A 17150-nucleotide genomic window follows, 5' to 3' on the forward strand; every position below is an offset into this window, starting at 1 on the left:
CATTAGCCGCTAGGAGGAATTGTTCTTCTGGTGAATTCTGTGCCATTTCTAGGGTCTTATTCAGTTCCTAATAAACAATCCTAACAGACTTCCTAACACTTGTTTGGTAGCTGCCCTAGAAAGTTGCTAACACTTGTTTGGTAGCTGCCCTAGAAAGTTCTGCGAAGCTAGGGATGTAGTGATTCACTACTCAAAACTTAGCTGACGGAATTAATCATGTACAACAACAATCAGCACAACGAAGCCCAATTCTCCCAGCCACTACCCCCGCTTTCCCAAAAACAGGAATACGACTTCCAAACTCAAAAGAAAGTAGGAAAGACAGGAGAGGCGATCGTAGACAAGTGGTTGCAAATTCATGGCTATCGCATTGAGGATGTCTCAGATTTGCCACAGTATCAGAAAGCAGGTATTGACCGCGTACTAATTCGCCCAAACGGTTCAACTGCAACTGCTGAGTACAAGACTGATATAAAAGCCAAGCAAACTGGAAACTTGTTTTTTGAAGCTTGTGACGATCGCAACCGTCCATGTTGGGGATGGACTTCGCAAGCGGATCTCTGGATATTTTTCATTCCTCAACAGGAGATATTGGTCGTCGAACCGGGTAAATTCAGGTTGTTAGTTTCGCAGCAACAGCCAGAACTCCTGCAGAAAGTAGTACCAAATCGAGGCTACAGTGTCACTGGATTACCTGTTCCATTAGCAAAGGTACGGAATATTGCTAGTCACGTTTTCAAGTTTCCTGACCTTCTTTTCTAAAAAGAGACTCCCTGTTAATCTGGCGATCGCCTACTCAAGGCGATCGCCATTATTGGAGTAATAATACTTAGCAAACGCTAATTGGGCGATCGTTATGTTTTAATTTATATTTGAGCAAAATCCAAACAAAGCCAGCCATGAGTCCTAAATCAATAGCCGTAATCAACTTCAAAGGCGGTGTCGGGAAGACTACCGTAACTTGGAGTCTAGGAAATATTATATCCCAAGGAACCGACTTAGAAGTCTTGATGTTAGACTTAGATCCGCAAATGTCGCTCACAGAGGCGATCGGACTTAACGAAAATACAGGTCATTTAGATGACAAATTTGGTAAGTGGTACGAAAAATCTCTCAAGCATAGACTTACAATTTACGACGCTCTAGAAGTCTTTAAAAAAGCCGGACAGAATTTTAAATTTCCCGTTGGTTTCGACACCATTTATCAGATTGACGAACAGTTGCATTTTGTCCCTTCAGTTGAAGAATTGTATTGGTTAGATATCGATGGATTTGAGGGAAAAAGTGTTAAAGACTTCATCCGCAGATTCATCGGCAAAATCGCCAACTCTGCCAATCTCCCCAAATACGACTTGATGCTTTTTGACTGTTCGCCTTCCTTCAGTCTCCTCACCTACAGCGTACTCTCTTGCTGCGACTTAATATTAATTCCCGTCAATCCCGATTATTTTGGTTCTAGGGGATTGAGTTTAGTTTTAAACTCGCTCCAGAAACGGATTGAGCCTTATCCGTTTCCCAAGATAGCAGTCTTTATGAATAAAGCTAAAACCTATGGAGGATTGCTGACAAATGAAGTTCAGTTTTACATGAGAGAAGTAAAGAGACTTTGCGACGAGATATCAAAAGATAATAACATAGAAGTTAGATTTTTAGAATCGACGATTCGGGAAAGCGTCGGGCTAAAACGGGCGATTAATGAGGGAGAACTGCCGCGAGAATTAGTGAGAGAATTTGAAAAACTATGGCGCGAGTGTGAGGAGTATCTAAAATGAGTAAAAAAGAAATTTTGGCTGCTTCCGAACAAGAAAGCGGGGGGTTAGTTGAGGAAATTGGCGAACTTAAGGAGATCTTGCGGGACGTTGCTCGAAAATTAACCCGGCTTGAGACTCAAGTCAAGCGGGGAGTGGTTTCTGCTGGCTCAAAAACTTCGGATATTACCAGGGGTGCTGATGTTAATAAACCTGTTAATTTATCGGCTGCCAATGTTCTAGAAGTTTATGAAGAACTGCGTTTACAAGCTAAGAATGGTAATGAAGAAGAGGTGAGGCAAAAGTTGTTGGCCATGAGTGCAACTGACTTGAACTTGATGTGTTGCGAGTTAGGGATGCCGCCCAGCAGCAAGAATCCGTCCCGCAAAAAAATGTTCGAGCTAATTATTGGCAGAATTAAACAGAGTTTGAGGCTGTCGAGACATATAGACCGACAAACACTTTGAATGGGGCATGGGGAATGGGGCATGGGGAATGGGGCATTGCTGCCAAGTCGGCATTGGTAATAGTTTGGAGTTAGAATTTGCCATATCCCCCCAGCACTTTAAGAAGTCGGCGATATGAGGACTGAAGAGTGTGAAGATTTAAAAGTAAGGAGATGATATTGACAAAATGCGTTTTCATAAATTATTGCGAATTAGGCCGATCGCCCTTATCTCCCTAACACTCTCAATCACCTTGTTTTTGAGCCTTCACACCCCTCCCCCAACCGTAGCCCAAAAACCGAAGATACTAGCGTTTACCGCCCTCCAGAGGCGCGGCAGCGAGTTCAGAAACAGTTTATTTGCCCTCAATGCTACCAGTTCCGCTCGCCACGAACTTACACCTAATATAGATGTTAGCGCTCCCCTAGTGTGGTCGCCCAACGGCCAGCGACTGGCTTTCGTTAGCGGATACACCGAAATCTATACAGTCAATGCTGACGGTTCTCGACTAACTAAACAGTTTGCTGAGGGTGGTTGCAAAGCACCTAATTTTGAAATAGCTTGGTTTTCCAACAGCCAGAAACTTGTTTTTGCCCGTTCTTGCGACGGTTTTACCTCTGATGCTCCCGGCAGCCAATCACTTTATACAAGCACCACTTCGGGCATTAAAGGAACTAAATTAGTTAGGAATTGGGAGGTAGGAGGACAGCCGCCTAAAACAGAAATTTCATCGGAATTTTACATTTCACCCGACGGCCAACAGGTAGCATTTGTCAAGGATAAAAATATCTACAAAATGAATGCCGACGGTTCGGGAATGACCAAACTAACTAAAAGTCCCGTCGAATATATATCCGAGGGAATTCAACTTGTTTGGTCGCCCGAGCGCACAAAAATTGCTTTCCTGTTCGGCGCTTATCCGAAACAGCAAATTTACACAATTAATGCCGATGGAACCAACCTCAAAAATTTGACAAACGACCCGCAACATGAGGTTTACAACGGCAAACTCTTGTGGTCGCCCGACAGCAGTCGCATTGCTTACTATTACAATAAACCTGGCGATTCATCAGGCGAACAGCAAGATATTTACCTGCTCGACATTAACCGGGGGACAGCCAAGAACCTCACCCAAAAACCCAGAAACTACGACGAAATTTCGTGGTCGCCGGATGGCAAATTTATTGCTTTCGTCGCCGGAGAGTTCAACAATCAAAAACTCTACACAATCAATGCTGACGGGAAGCAGCTAAATCAACTAGCTACCAGGCTAAAACCGTCAGAAATTTCAGAATTAGCTTGGTCTCCTGACAGCCAGCAAATTGCTTTTATATATAATGAAACCGCAGGCGACAAAAGAAACTTGTATGTAATTAATCAGGACGGTTCGGCATTGACTAAATTGACAAACGACAAAGATTTGTATCCTGGCAATCCGGTTTGGCAACCGCAGTAAAGTTAAGAGCCAAAATATGCTGTAGGGGTGGGTTTTAGCACAGATAAACCCAGGAGGGCGGGCTATCTTTGCATCGCCTTGGAGGGAAAGCGGGTTACTAAACAAGAAAGAATCCACCAAACTGAACACTCAAAAATATTCTTAAATTGGGGAAGATGCAATAATTTTTTTCTCCTTTAATGGCTGGTGAACTTGCAATTCATTGGACTCAACTTCATGGTGTTTTTCATCCTGCACCTGTTTATCAATTTTGGGCAACTTTAAAATCGCCCCAGCTAAAACCCAATAATACACGGACACTGGATCTACATCCAGCGGATACCATTGAGTATTGATCGTAATAAATGCAACAAACACCCAAAAACTAGCTCCGTAACTCCGCAAACTTTTGTCCTTGACAGATCGGTAAGCTCTAAAAGTTAGAAAAGCTAAGTGTAAAAGCATGATCTGAAAACTAATCATTCCTGGATAACCGAGTTCGTAGATCAACTTAGGTTGGAAAGTTTCAATTAGCTGCGTGGTACCAAATATTCGCGTTGAATTAGTTGCTCGTCCCACACCTCTACCAAGAGGTTTATCAATGATAAAATTGTTGCTCTGCTCGAACTGATTAAAGAGAAACTGCTGGGGCGGTGCAGCATTCCAGCGACTAACAAAACTCTCCCACCGCTGCTCGATAATTCCCGGGTTAATAGCTGCACCGACGAACAGCAGAATCGCCAGTCCTGCACCGATGGGAATAAATCGTTTTAAATTAACTAATTGACCGGTGAGAACTAGCAGGATTGCTGTAGCAAGGGGAACCATAACTAAAGCAGCTCTTTGACCGGAAATAACTGCATTGGCAAATACTAATGCCATGCCAAATAAACCGATAACTCGCCACCAGAATGAAGGGTCGCAAAAGGCAGAGGCAAAGGTTAAAAAAGCATTAGAAATTAAAAACCACGCCCACTGCCAAGGCGCGACAAAAGTTCCCGGCAAGCGGACAAACTTGACTTCTGGACTGAACACCAAGGAACCGCCGACAAAACATCTAGCTTCCAGCGTTGCTTTATATAATTCTGCTCCGGTCATTCCTCTGGTTCCCGCACACTTTCCACTTTGCAGCAACAGGTACTGAATCAAACCGAGAAGGCAGCAAACGATCGCCAAAACGATGTGCATTCGACTAAAAAACACCAAATCCTTCTTAGTGCGGAGCAGATAATAGGTACAAGCAATCAGCGGTATGTAACCTATCAATACTTTTAAGCCGAGAATTCCTTGCAGGATTGGTTTGTCGCCCGCCCTAGGATTGAGCTGCATCTCCCCGTTGACAAAAATTAAAGTCAGCATTGCCATCATCAACAGGATGCTGAAGGTAGAAAGCATTTGTTTGGGAATGAACAGGGGCAACTGTTTCTTTTTGCAGCTTTGAATTAGGGCGATGAGCGCTGGTATGTAGAAAGCATCTTTGGCTACTTGAAATGCAGCATTCCCGCCGCCAATTGCGTAGGTAATTGTACCACTGAAAGGTAGGTAAATTAGAAAAGTCCACAAAGCTTGACGGGGGTATTTGTAGGAAAGCAGCAAGATGGCTGCGGCTGCGCCTCCTGCAATAGCAATCTTAGGGCCGGCTACGAACAACAGGGGAATGCTGAGAGCAACGGTGACTAAGCAGCTTATGGCGATCGCCTGCACCAATTCATTGCGCTTTTCTGAAATTTTGCGTTTTTGTGCAGCTACTTCTTTTTTGCTGAGCGCTGTTGTTTTTTCGCTGTGCTTGTGTTTGGATTTCTTGGATTTGCGCTTGGTTTTCAACATATAGCAGAAGCAAGAAGGAAGAGAGAAGAAGGAAGTTCGGCAACGGATTCGCTTTCGGAGGATGTAACGGATGTAACGGATGTAATGGATGTTAGTCCGATGCAAGATGGAAGAGGGAAGAAGGAAGAGGGATTTAGGAATGAAAAATAAATAAGTTGATGAGTTATCGGTTATAATGAAAAAAGTGCGCTTATTGCCATTTTCGCTCCTAGAGAGCTCAACTCACAACGGATTTTTCTACTTAACTATTCTAACTTACTTTTAAATCCATGTTTTATTCTAGTTCAATTGAGCCAGAAATGAAAAATTTTTATAAATACTTATCAGAAAATGATAAAAGAAGGTATGCAGAAGAAAGAATCTCAAAAATTAGGATGGGGTGGAATTAGCTATGTAATGCAACTTTTGGGCTGCCGCCGAAATACCATCATCAAGGGATTAGAAGATTTAGAAAAAATGGACTCAGAGACACTAAAGAGTTCCAGGATCAGAAAGAAAGGAGGGGGAAGAAAAAGTATTCTGTCTACTCAAATCTGCATTGATGCAGCATTTTTAGAATTTTTTTAAAATCAAACAGCCGGAACCCCAATGAATGAGTTAATCAAATGGACTAATCTGACGCATAAAGAAATAGCTTCTGGACTACCAGTGGCAGGTTTTACCATTAGTCTCCCCTTAGTGGCAAAACTGTTAAAAAAGCAGGGATATGTGATGTGAAACTAAAAGCAACAAAAAACACACAATAGGAATTAATGAAAATCGGGACGCTCACTTTAAAAATATTGCGAGACTTGATACAGAGTATAAAGAAGCCAACAATCCTATTATTAGTTTTGATACATAAAAAAATAAGTTTTAGGTAATTTGTATCGTCCGGGAAACCTCTATAAAAAAGAACCTGTCACTACTTTTGATCATGATTTTTGGAGTTTAGGTTCCGGAAAAATGCTCCCACATGGGATTTATGATTCTCAACAAAACCGAGGATATATAACATTAGGAAACAGTAAAGATACCAGTGAATTCGCCTGCCTGTGAGTCTTTAAAAAACTGGTGGAATAATTATGGAAAGGCTAGCTACCCTAACGCTAATTCTATCTTGGCTAAATATGAGGGTGGAGGTAGTAATAATGTTAATCCTTATATTTTCAAATAAGATTTCCAGAAATTAGTTTTAGTTAATGAAAGAGGAATTGACATCAGAATTGCTCATTACCATCCTTATAGATATAACTATAATCCCAGAGAACATCGACTTTTTCCTTATATTACTAGGGCCTGTCAAGGAGTAATTTTTACAGGTTTAGAATTAATAAAAGCTCGTAGAAAAAACTCAAACTAAAACGGGACTATCTGTAGCTGTAAATATCCTTAATAAAGTTTATAACAGTGGTCGAAAGGTAGCTAATAATTTCAAAGATGCTGTGCAAATTGTTTTTGATGAATATTTGCCCAAATGGAATTATCGAGCCGTACCTCAACCCGAGTAATTGATTAAGTTATTTATTTTTCATTCCTAAGTAGTGGTTTATAGTGTCATGGCTGCATTTTTTTTTATGGTCAGCTAGATTGGTCAGCGTATAATTAACCTGACTGCTCAGTAAATATTGGCAATAGTCTAGTTGGGTAAATTCCCTACAGTTCACCCTGTTTATTATGCCTCCACTATATAATAACTACTCTGAAAAATTAATTCATTCCTCCCCTAATGATATTAAAATTTATAATATCAAGAGGTCGGGAAGTTTATCAGGGTTTATAGCTCTATCCAATGGGTCTTTCTAAGCCGCGTACGCTATCTCTAGTGTTCGTGCGTAAGTCGTAAAAAAAAGAAAATTGAAAGTTTTGGTTTTGTTCCTCAACCTAACCTACACTATTAATAATTTGTGTAAGGGGAATGTTTATTACTAACTCTCATTATTCACGACACGGAAGTTACGGAAATACGGATAACTGTTGTTTTCCTGAGTCCTGATTCTTTCTTGCTTCTTCCTTCTTCTTTCAACGTCCCAATTCCTCGTTACTAATTCCCAAATGACTCGCTTAGCCACAACAATAGAAGCCATACTTTACTTAAAAGGTCAGCCAGTGTCGATCGCAGAAATTGCCGAGATTGCCAAGTGCGATCGAGCCGAAGCCGAAGACGCCATCATCGAACTCATGTCTGACTCGTCCCACCGCGACAGTGCATTAGAAGTCGTCGAAACTCCCACAGGATACAGCCTGCAACTCAGAGAAGAGTTTGCCAGTTTAATGCAAACTTTAATACCTCCAGAATTAGGTGTGGGAGCTTTGCGGACGCTGGCTGCGATCGCCCTCAAAGGCGGCATCGCTCAGCCAGATTTAGTTAACTTGCGAGGTTCAGGAGCTTACCAACAAGTGCAGGAACTTGTAGAAATGGGTTTCGTCCGCAAACGGCGATCGGCTGAGGGGCGGTCGTATTGGTTACAAGTTACCGAGAAATTTCATCGGTACTTTCAAGTAGACCAACTGCCAAAACAATTGCAAATTGACTTTCAGGCAAATTTGTACCCAAGCAATGATGAGTAGTTTGAAGTACAATGTAACCAGCCAGAAATTAAGAATCGCCAAATGGTTTTTCACCCTGACTTTGACACATCCAATGCCCAACAAACCGCAGTCAATCCACTGCTGAAGTACCTCCAACACCAATCGCCGGAGGTTCTAGCCCGCGTCGCCAAGTCCGTCAGCCCCGACATCAGAGAAATTATCTCTCATAACGTTCAAGGACTTGTCGGCGTTTTGCCTTCAGAAAATTTTAACGTCGAAATTACCACCGATCGCGAAAACTTAGCAGGTTTGCTAGCTTCAGCGATGATGACAGGCTATTTTTTGAGGCAAATGGAGCAAAGGATGCACCTAGAAGAAAATTTAGCAAGCACCAGCTCGATTCAACAAAACTCACCCAAAGACAAGTAAAAAGATCAACGGGTAGGGGAAGCCAGAAAGATGAAAGTTGTTCAGAAAAATCCATAATCCTGAATCGTGGAGGCACAGGGAATAAAGAAACCGGGCTGTTAACCGGGTATCCCTCGCGCTACACCGAGGATTTTGGTGAAAAAACCCGGTTCCTGCGTCCAGGACTATAAACCATCCGATTCATCTTCCATCCTCCACCCTTGCAACTAATACCAATTTCAAAAAAGAATGCAACTGTAAATAAGCTCCAAATCCTTATGCAGTAAATCATTCTTAATTCTTTAATCGAAAATCGAAAATCGAAAATCGAAAATCGAAAATGGTATTAGCCACCGGCGGAGCTACCCGATAGGGGAAAAGCACCCGGACGTACTTTAATTTTCTGAACTTGACCCAAACGGTTAATTTCCACTTCGAGTTCTTTGCCCACAGCAGTGTTTTCCACCCGTTCTTGCACGTCCCCAGGAGTGTTAACCGCAATTCCGTCAACTTTTTGAATGACATCTCCAGGGCGCAAGTCGGCTTTTTGAGCGGGGGAATTTTCCACGACTCGCGCCACGGCTACGCCTTGATCGAGGGTAATTTTATTATTATCGAGCTGTTTGTTGAGTTCTGCCTTGGTGGCGGCAGTTAAGCTGACCATTTGAATGCCGAGATAGGGATGTTCGGCTTTACCTTTGGCGAATAGCTGATCGGAAACTCGTTTGGCGGTTTCGATCGGAATTGCAAATCCCAAGCCCTGAGCGTCGGCGCGAATGGCGGTATTGATGCCAATTACTTCGCCTTGGTCATTGAGCAGGGGGCCACCAGAATTGCCGGGGTTGATGGCGGCGTCGGTTTGGATGAAGCGGACTCGCTTGTCGGGGATGCCGACTTGGGAACTAGATCGACCCGTAGCGCTGATAATGCCCACAGTCACGGTATTGTCCAGACCTAAAGGATTGCCGATCGCGATCGCCCACTGTCCCGGTACAATATTGTCCGATCGACCCAAAGCCACCTGCGGCAGTTCCTTAGCATTAATCTTAACCACAGCGACATCCGTCAGCGGATCGACTCCCTGCACCTTACCCTCAAACTCGCGGCCGTCTTTGAGCGTCACCTTGACAGTATCCGTCCCGGAGACAACGTGAGCATTAGTAACGATGCGGCCGTCCGAAGTGAGAATAAACCCGGAGCCCGTACCTCTCTTGACTCGTTCTTCCGGCTGCGGCAAATTCTCCCCAAAAAACCGACGAAACAAAGGATTTTTGAATGCTTCCGGCACTTGATTCGCCACCTTGCTTGATGCGTCAATCCGCACTACAGCCGGGCCGACTTTTTCGGCTGCTTCAGCAATAAAATTGGGATTGCTGCGATCGACTGCCCGATTTTCCTGAACTGGAGGAGAGGGATAGGGGGGGATTTGCTGGCGTACTACTGGCAAAACCAATCCGGTTTCCAGATTGTTTGAGCCTTGCAGATAGCGATTTCCCAACCATCCCATACCTCCGCCGATTGACAGCAGAGTCACATAAAGGGTCGCTTGCTTAAAAGATAAACTCATTTAATAACTCCCGCTAAATACCTCATCCCCGCAGACAGGTTCCGAATCAAGCTTTTTTGTCTTGGCGACGGGAAGGAAGCGGGGCGGGGCGTACCGCTTCCTCAAGAACATAGCTGTTAACAGGCAGGCGCCCATCGGCATCACAGGCAATTTTGCCGGATTTGCCAAGAGCGACTCAAACTAATAATTCTCATCCTAACTTGGCTTAGCCTGGGATTTACAGTCTGGGGGTGGCTAGAGCTTTCAAATATGCAATTTTACAGGATTTTAAAATTGTCAACTGTCCGAAAGGAATACTTTTTTATGTACATAATGACTTTGAAACGCTTATTTCCGCTGATTTTTGCATTAATTTGGTCGATCGCACCCGTTGAGAAAACGGCGGCAAATACCGAGATCCCACCTGCAAATCTTCCTTTAGGTACACCTGTGGAAAACCCCGACCCAGCCCGCGATTGCCCGAGTCCGGCTATGTCTCGGTTGCGCCGCCACACGGTGGCCCAAGGCGAAACAATAGAAAGCATCGCGCGGCAGTACAGTGTGATTCCTGCGGCGCTGATCGGGATAAATCCGATGTTGCGGGGCGGTGGAGTATCTGCTGGAAGTGCGATCGTCATTCCTCCGTACAGTGGCATCGAGGTAGAAGTGCCTGCGGGCTGGAATTGGCAAAAACTGGCAGAAGCTTACAAAGTGCCCGCAGATTTGCTATTTGAGGCGAATGGGTGCAGGCCTTTGGGGAAAACGGTGTTTGTGCCAGCGGTGAATAGGTCGATCGGGCCTTCTATCAATCCTGATGCAACGCCATCGGTGCAAGGATTTCCGCTGCCGGCCCCAGCAGTGGAAGCTTTGCGTTACGGGCGGCAATTGCATCCGGCGCGACGCGAATTTTTTTTCCACAGCGGGGTAGATTTTTTGGCCTCGGAGGGTACGCAGGTTTTGGCGGCGGGCGAGGGGACTGTCGCCTTTGCCGGGCCGCAGGGGGATTACGGGAATTTAGTGGTGGTGAACCATGAAGCGGGGAAGCAAACGCGCTACGCTCATTTGAAAGATATTGCAGTAAAAGTCGGTCAAAAAGTGCAGTCTGGAGAAGTTTTGGGAACTGTGGGGACGACGGGAAAACGGGACATTCCGCCATCTCATTTGCATTTTGAAGTTCGGTACAATTCGGGTTTGGGTTGGGTTGCTGAAGACCCGCTGCTTTATTTGCAAGCGACTATTAAAAAATAGGATTGTTAGTGTGCTGGGGGGGTAACAACCCGCCCCAAATTTAGGCGGGGTAAGGATTGAGCTGTGTTGTGGTTAAAAAAGATAGGCAGCAGAATTATTACACGATTGCCTATTCCCAAAAATATGTTACCAACATTTTACTAGACTCAGTTACAAAAACAACTGACGCAAAACCCGTTTATTTTCCTCACAATCTTTTTGAACCTGATAGAATCCGAGAAACAAGTAACGATCGCACTAATCGGGTTCCCATTAATCACTTATTTGTTAACAACTTATTGCCCGATCGCACATTTCTCTCAAATTCGATCGCCCGATCAACAAAAAACCCGATCGGCGGGGCCCCAGAAACCGGGTTTTTACCAAAATACTTCGTTACAACCCACAGATTCGGCCAAAAACCCGGTTTTTTTTGTGGGAGGCGAGGGCCCAGAAACCGGGTTTTTTACGAAGATACTTGATTGTAGTCCAGAAATTCGGTAAAAACCCGGTTTCTTTGTCGGAGTCGGTAAGTCCTGACACGCCCTCATCCCAACAACAACTCCTGAAACCGCACATCACCCCGAATCCCATCAAAATCCGCATCTGTTTTCGCTAACTCTCGATATGTTTCCGGTTCCAATTCAATCGCGCGCCGCAAATTTTCCAGCGCTAACTCAACATTACTTTGCAAGGCGTAAATGCAAGCTTTATTATAATAAACCTTAGCATAATCCGGGTTGATTCGTAAAGCCTTATCAAAATAATCTATCGCTGACTCATAGCGACCTAATTTCCTCAAAGCATAAGCTCTACTACCCAAAATATCGCAATCATTTGGGTTAATTTGTAAAGCCTTATCAAAATAATCTATCGCTGACTCATAGCGACCTAATTCCATCAAAGCATAAGCTCTACTACCCAAAATATCGCAATCATTTGGGTTGATTTGTAAAGCCTTATCAAAATAATCTATCGCTGACTCATAGCGACCTAATTTCATCAAAGCATAAGCTCTACTACCCAAAATATCGCAATCACTTGGCTCCAATTCCAAAGCTCTGTCATAGCTGGATATTGCCTCTTCATTACGTTCAGCCATTTCCAGCGCCATGCCGTGCCAATGCCATAAATAAGCTTTATTTGGTTGAATTTCTAGCGCTAAATCAAAACAGCAAATAGCTTGTTCGTAGCATTCCAAATTGAATAGCGCTTCGCCTCCTTGTTCGCTCCAAAAATCCCAGTCATCAGGCTCGATACTCATAGCTCGATCCCAGCTTTTGCGGGCTGCATTTTGATTGCCGCACTTCATCAACGCCAAGCCTTGGTAAAACCAAAAATCTCGATTTTCCCCCTCTATTTCTATAGCTTTGTCGAGACTGGCGACAGCTTCTTCACAGCGCTGCAAATTGTACAAAACCTTACCGAGTTCAAACCAAACAACAGCCGCATCCGACCTCACCTTCGCAACTTCAGTTAATTTTAGTAATGCTGCTTCATACTGCCCTGTTTTAGCCAGCAGAAAACCATCGTAGAACAAAGTAACGGGATTATTTAGCAGTGTTGAATCCGCACTGAGAGCGGAATCGGGAAACTCTTTCATTCCCTCCAATCGCAGGAAATGCACCCGGCCCGATCGATCGCCCGCTACAACTGTCACCCCATCAGGGGCGATCACACAGCAACTAAACTCAGCATCTCCGCTGAAACTAGCAATTTCTTTGCCACTAAGCAAATCCCAGATTTTGAGGGTTTTATCCGATGAAGCGGAAATCGCGGTTTTGCCGTCGGGTGCGATCGCTACTGCAGATACGGGTCTAGTATGACGGGTGAGGGTTCTAACTTCGGTACCTGTCTCGGTGTCCCAGATTTTCAGGGTTGTATCCATTGAAGCGGAAATCGCGGTTTTGCCGTCGGGTGCGATCGCTACTGCAGATACGGGTCTAGTATGGCCGGTGAGGGTTCTAACTTCGGTACCTGTCTCGGTGTCCCAGATTTTCAGGGTGCCCTCCCATGAAGCGCCAATCGCGGTTTTGCCGTCGGGTGCGATCGCGACTGCAGATACCCCCCAAGTATGACCGGTGAGGGTTGTTAATAGTTCGGTGCCTGTCTCGGTGTCCCAGATTTTCAGGGTTTCATCCTTGCCTGTCTCGGTGTCCCAGATTTTCAGGGTTTCATCCTTTGAAGCGGAAATCGCTGTTTTGCCGTCGGGTGCGATCGCCACTGCATTTACCCAGCTAGTATGACCGGTGAGGGTTCTAACTTCGGTACCTGTCTCGGTATCCCAGATTTTCAGGGTGTTATCGCCTGAAGCAGAAATCGCTGTTTTGCCGTCGGGTGCGATCGCCACTGCATTTACCCACCTAGTATGACCGATGAGGGTTCTAACTTCGGTACCTGTCTCGGTATCCCAGATTTTCAGGGTGTTATCCCATGAAGCGGAAATCGCGGTTTTGCCGTCTGGTGCGATCGCTACTGCTAGTACCCCGCCAGTATGATCGGTGAGGGTTCTGAGTGAGTTACTTGTCTCGGTGTCCCAGATTTTCAGGGTGCCATCCCCTGAAGCAGAAATCGCGGTTTTGCCGTCGAGTGCGATCGCTACTGCTAGTACCAAGCTAGTATGACCGGTGAGGGTTCTAACTTCGGTACCTGTCTCGGTGTCCCAGATTTTGAGAGTTTTATCCTCTGAAGCGGAAATCGCGGTTTTGCCGTCTGGTGCGATCGCCACTGCTAGTACCACCCTAGTATGACCGATGAGGGTTAATAGTTCGGTGCCGCTCTCGGTGTCCCAGATTTTGAGAGTTTTATCCCCTGAAGCCGAAATCACTGTTTTGCCGTCTGGTGCGATCGCTACTGCTGGTACCCCGCCAGTATGACCGGTGAGGGTTCTAACTTCGGTACCTGTCTCGGTGTCCCAGATTTTCAGGGTTGTATCCATTGAAGCGGAAATCGCGGTTTTGCCCTCGGGTGCGATCGCTACTGCTAGTACCTCCTCAGTATGACCGGTGAGGGTTAATAGTTCGGTGCCGCTCTCGGTGTCCCAGATTTTCAGGGTTGTATCCGCTGAAGCGGAAATCGCGGTTTGGCCGTCTGGTGCGATCGCTACTGCTAGTACCTCGTCAGTATGACCGGTGAGGGTTAATAGTTCGGTGCGGCTCTCGGTGTCCCAGATTTTCAGGGTGTTATCCTCTGAAGCGGAAATCGCGGTTTGGCCGTCTGGTGCGATCGCTACTGCTTTTACAGAGCTAGTATGACCGGTGAGGGTGAAAAGTTCGGTACCATTCTCGGTGTCCCAGATTTTCAGGGTTGTATCCCCTGAATCGGAAATCGCAGTTTTGCCGTCTGGTGCGATCGCCACTGCACTTACGAACTCAGTATGAGCTGTGAGGGTTCGCAGACATCCTTCTCCCGGCCGCTCTAAATTAGCCCTCAAAGGCCACAGGCAGGGACTATTTCTCGACTGCTTAGCTTGTTCCACGATCGCCTGAATCTGGGGCAGTTCAAAATCCACCAACCTCCCCCACAAATGACCTGCCAGTTGCGTTTTATCCTTTTCCAAAACGTGCGCCGACTTGCGAATTGCCCCTTGAATCAACCGCAAAGTTTCAGTTTGCCCCTCCGACAGCAAAACATCAGAAATTCTCGCCAAATCATAATCCTCAATTAACGCTTGAACCCCCAAGGCATCCAGCTTGGCCTCAATAAAATCAAAATCCGTCAACAACTGATGCAGTCGTTCCCCTTGAACACTCTCTGCCAAATGCCCCGGCAGAGTTTCCAAAGCATAAAGCCGCTTTTTCGGCGACAGTTTCCCCAACCGTTCTTTAAACTTACCCATCGCCGTACAAATCCCCCCACAAATTATCAGAAATCGCCGTTTCGATATCCCGCAGCGAAACCCCAGCTTTCTGCACTACATCCTTACGATGCAGAAATCTTTGGAAACTCGCGTGATAGATACTGTAATCTGGCGGAGTGTCGCTGCTACGGCGCAGAAACTGTTCCCAATCATCCAGAACTTCTTGCAAATCTAAAGCATCTTCTTCAGCAAAATCCGCCAAAAGATCGCAAGAAACCGGCTTGCGAGTTTTGGTCAACAAATAAATCACCTTCAACTTCCGGCGGCGCAATTCCTTATCTTTAACCGCCATTTCCATCCGCGCCCAATGCTTCTCATAATATCCTGACAACTCCCTCGGCAAATCTTGCAAACTCACATCGCTGTATTTGCCGCTGTCGATATCATTCAGCACATAGCGCAGGTACATAAAGTTATTCTGGCTTTTTTCCGCCACCGCCGCCACAAACTGTTCTCGCTGCAAATTTTGACGGTTAATCCAACTCTGAATTGACGCGCTGTTGCTGGTGCGTTTGTCAATATAAAGCTTGACATCCGCCAAACTTTCTGCACTGTACTGCATCAAATCAAAAACCTGATGATTTGGCAAAGGCAGAGATTCCGGTCGCTTCGAGACAATAAAATAAACATTATCCGGCAAAGCATCTGGCAAATAAAGGACATTGCTGCGCCCATGATCGCTCAGATCGACTTCATCGAGGGCATCCACAACACAAACTAACTTTTTTCCGCCCAGTTTAGCACTCACTTCCCCCAACAATCGACTGAGAAAATTGCCATCTGTAGTCGCATTTTCTGGCAATTTTGGGTAATCCAGTTTAAAGGCTTGAATTAACTGAGTGCAGGCATTTTCCAGAAATTGCTTTGCCTTAACAGTACCTTGAGATTGCGAGTTAAAATGGACAACACAGCGCCGCTGCATCAGCAGCACTAACTTTGCCATAATTGAAGTTTTCCCCACACCAGGATCGGCTTCTAAAACAAAATATCCTTTTGAATTTTTCTGCAAAAATTCAATTATTGCTTCAAACACAAATCGGCGGCCGGTAAAGTCTTGAGTGCGGTCTTGAATAATCGTTTCGCACTCGTAGGGAAGCGGCAATCGGGGCGCGGAAGTATCAACAAATCGTTCCAGCAAATTCTGAACTTGCGCCAAATCGGATCGGATGCCAATTTCTATGGATTCCAATTTCCCCATCACTTGACAAATCTGCTGCCCAGTTGCCACAGCCTCCAATTTGTGCATAATTTCCCCATTTTGCAGCCCCAAATCTCTCAGTTCCGCCAAAGCAATTTGGTGCAGATTCAACAGCATCGCCGCAAACTTTTCTCCTCCCTTCGCCGCATCCAGTTTCAGCACTTCGCGGTACGCTTTCGGGAAAGTTGTGTACAGCTTGGCCGCCACAAATTCCACAATTTCCGCATCGAAGGATTTGCCCTCGCTCGCCGCGAATTCGTTGAGGAAAGTTGCCCAATCTGCCGTTGTCAATCCGGTAACTCGATCGAACTCCTCGGCATCCGCAGAAAAAATCTTGGTTAACTGGTCTTCGGAAATATTTAAACCCCTTGACAAGTCGGCTGTATTCGTGTTAATATCCAGCCAGTATTCAGGAGTTTTCTCGGCTAATTGACTGAGTGCTGTTTCTGGATAAGGCAATTTTTTGGTTTCGGCGATCGCAATTAGGCGATCGGACTTCGCAACCTCTCTCAAAATATAGCCGATCGCCTCACCCGCCGCCTTAATCAAATCGTGATTATCGAGAATCCTCGGATTTTTGCTCAACCGTTCCGTCATCCGATTTGCCAGTTCATCAGCGGCCATAGTCTCAGCCATACTACCAGCAATCGCTGCTAAGATAGAAACTCCCCCAAGTGCGATCGGGCCGCCGATAATACCCGCTGCTGCTTGAGTTGCCGGATTGGCGATCGCATTTGAAATAACTTGTCCAATAGCCATCACCGCACTGCATCCAATTACCCTAGTTTTAAAATTAGCTAAGTCCATTAGTGGCATAAAATAAATATTCTTCTTTTCAAAAGTTAGTAGTAATTATATCTTGCCGGCTGCCCTTTAGTCCGTCGGGGGTTGAAATCCACATTATGCACCATTCTCACTAAGTCTTTCATGAACAGGCAAGATGCC

At 45.3% G+C, this 17150-nt stretch carries 14 protein-coding genes and 3 pseudogenes; 13 read left to right on the top strand and 4 right to left on the bottom strand.

Annotation, left to right across the window (positions count from 1 at the left end; all coding sequences use genetic code 11):
- The first annotated feature begins 216 nt into the window (after positions 1-216).
- The 4 genes from NDI35_RS18395 (at position 217) to NDI35_RS18410 (ending at position 3650) form a co-directional block, all read left to right on the top strand.
- Positions 217-762 carry a hypothetical protein gene (locus tag NDI35_RS18395; protein WP_445314002.1) on the top strand — a complete coding sequence of 182 codons (546 nt, stop codon included), beginning with the start codon at positions 217-219 and terminating at the stop codon, positions 760-762.
- Between the two features lie 137 nt (positions 763-899).
- The gene (locus NDI35_RS18400; RefSeq protein WP_333029965.1) at positions 900-1772 is read left to right on the top strand and encodes a ParA family protein; all 873 of its coding nucleotides are present in this window, start codon (positions 900-902) and stop codon (positions 1770-1772) included.
- Complete coding sequence (locus NDI35_RS18405; protein WP_333328982.1) at positions 1769-2215, top strand: hypothetical protein; 447 nt, start codon at positions 1769-1771, stop codon at positions 2213-2215. Before NDI35_RS18400 ends, NDI35_RS18405 begins: the two co-directional genes overlap by 4 nt.
- Before the next feature lie 238 nt (positions 2216-2453).
- Complete coding sequence (locus tag NDI35_RS18410) at positions 2454-3650, top strand: TolB family protein (RefSeq protein WP_445314003.1); 1197 nt, start codon at positions 2454-2456, stop codon at positions 3648-3650.
- 141 nt (positions 3651-3791) lie between these two features.
- On the opposite strand, the gene hpsL is transcribed toward NDI35_RS18410, so the two are convergent.
- Positions 3792-5456, bottom strand: a complete 1665-nt coding sequence (hpsL, locus tag NDI35_RS18415; protein ID WP_445314004.1) for a hormogonium polysaccharide biosynthesis protein HpsL — start codon at positions 5454-5456, stop codon at positions 3792-3794.
- Between hpsL and NDI35_RS18420 the strand changes: the two genes are divergently transcribed.
- The 7 genes and pseudogenes from NDI35_RS18420 to NDI35_RS18450 all read left to right on the top strand — a co-directional run bounded on the left by NDI35_RS18420 (position 5418) and on the right by NDI35_RS18450 (position 8396).
- The gene (locus NDI35_RS18420) at positions 5418-5606 is read left to right on the top strand and encodes a hypothetical protein (protein WP_445314005.1); all 189 of its coding nucleotides are present in this window, start codon (positions 5418-5420) and stop codon (positions 5604-5606) included. The two genes, hpsL and NDI35_RS18420, sit on opposite strands and share 39 nt — an antisense overlap.
- Before the next feature lie 180 nt (positions 5607-5786).
- A complete protein-coding gene (locus NDI35_RS18425) occupies positions 5787-6023 on the top strand; it encodes a hypothetical protein (RefSeq protein WP_445314006.1) in 237 nt (78 codons plus the stop codon).
- Positions 6024-6044: 21 nt separating this feature from the next.
- Positions 6045-6494: pseudogene (locus NDI35_RS18430) on the top strand (ISAzo13-like element transposase-related protein).
- A pseudogene (locus NDI35_RS18435) lies at positions 6475-6798 on the top strand (ISAzo13-like element transposase-related protein). Before NDI35_RS18430 ends, NDI35_RS18435 begins: the two co-directional pseudogenes overlap by 20 nt.
- Positions 6788-6946: pseudogene (locus tag NDI35_RS18440) on the top strand (ISAzo13-like element transposase-related protein); the annotation flags it as partial. The pseudogenes NDI35_RS18435 and NDI35_RS18440, both read left to right, overlap by 11 nt.
- A gap of 544 nt (positions 6947-7490) precedes the next feature.
- On the top strand, positions 7491-8006 hold the full coding sequence (scpB, locus tag NDI35_RS18445; protein WP_333065039.1) for an SMC-Scp complex subunit ScpB: 516 nt from the start codon (positions 7491-7493) through the stop codon (positions 8004-8006).
- A 42-nt stretch (positions 8007-8048) separates the two neighbouring features.
- A complete protein-coding gene (locus NDI35_RS18450; protein ID WP_445314007.1) occupies positions 8049-8396 on the top strand; it encodes a DUF760 domain-containing protein in 348 nt (115 codons plus the stop codon).
- Between the two features lie 325 nt (positions 8397-8721).
- Here NDI35_RS18450 and NDI35_RS18455 read toward each other — a convergent pair whose 3' ends face one another.
- The gene (locus NDI35_RS18455; RefSeq protein ID WP_445314008.1) at positions 8722-9942 is read right to left on the bottom strand and encodes an HhoA/HhoB/HtrA family serine endopeptidase; all 1221 of its coding nucleotides are present in this window, start codon (positions 9940-9942) and stop codon (positions 8722-8724) included.
- Positions 9943-10254: 312 nt separating this feature from the next.
- Between NDI35_RS18455 and NDI35_RS18460 the strand changes: the two genes are divergently transcribed.
- Entirely contained in the window at positions 10255-11169 is a 915-nt protein-coding gene (locus tag NDI35_RS18460) for a peptidoglycan DD-metalloendopeptidase family protein (protein ID WP_445314033.1), read from the top strand.
- 198 nt (positions 11170-11367) lie between these two features.
- Positions 11368-11652 (top strand): hypothetical protein, encoded by a 285-nt coding sequence (locus NDI35_RS18465; RefSeq protein ID WP_445314009.1) that lies wholly within the window; start codon positions 11368-11370, stop codon positions 11650-11652.
- 43 nt (positions 11653-11695) lie between these two features.
- Here the strand turns inward: NDI35_RS18465 and NDI35_RS18470 are convergent, their stop codons facing one another.
- Both NDI35_RS18470 and NDI35_RS18475 read right to left on the bottom strand, forming a co-directional pair.
- A complete protein-coding gene (locus NDI35_RS18470; RefSeq protein ID WP_445314010.1) occupies positions 11696-14986 on the bottom strand; it encodes a tetratricopeptide repeat protein in 3291 nt (1096 codons plus the stop codon).
- Positions 14979-17021, bottom strand: a complete 2043-nt coding sequence (locus tag NDI35_RS18475; RefSeq protein WP_445314011.1) for a P-loop domain-containing protein — start codon at positions 17019-17021, stop codon at positions 14979-14981. The genes NDI35_RS18470 and NDI35_RS18475 overlap by 8 nt, the downstream gene beginning before the upstream one ends.
- Positions 17022-17150: the final 129 nt, after the last annotated feature.

It is taken from the genome of Microcoleus vaginatus FACHB-2002 (assembly GCF_040004035.1).
GTDB lineage: Bacteria > Cyanobacteriota > Cyanobacteriia > Cyanobacteriales > Microcoleaceae > Microcoleus > Microcoleus vaginatus_C.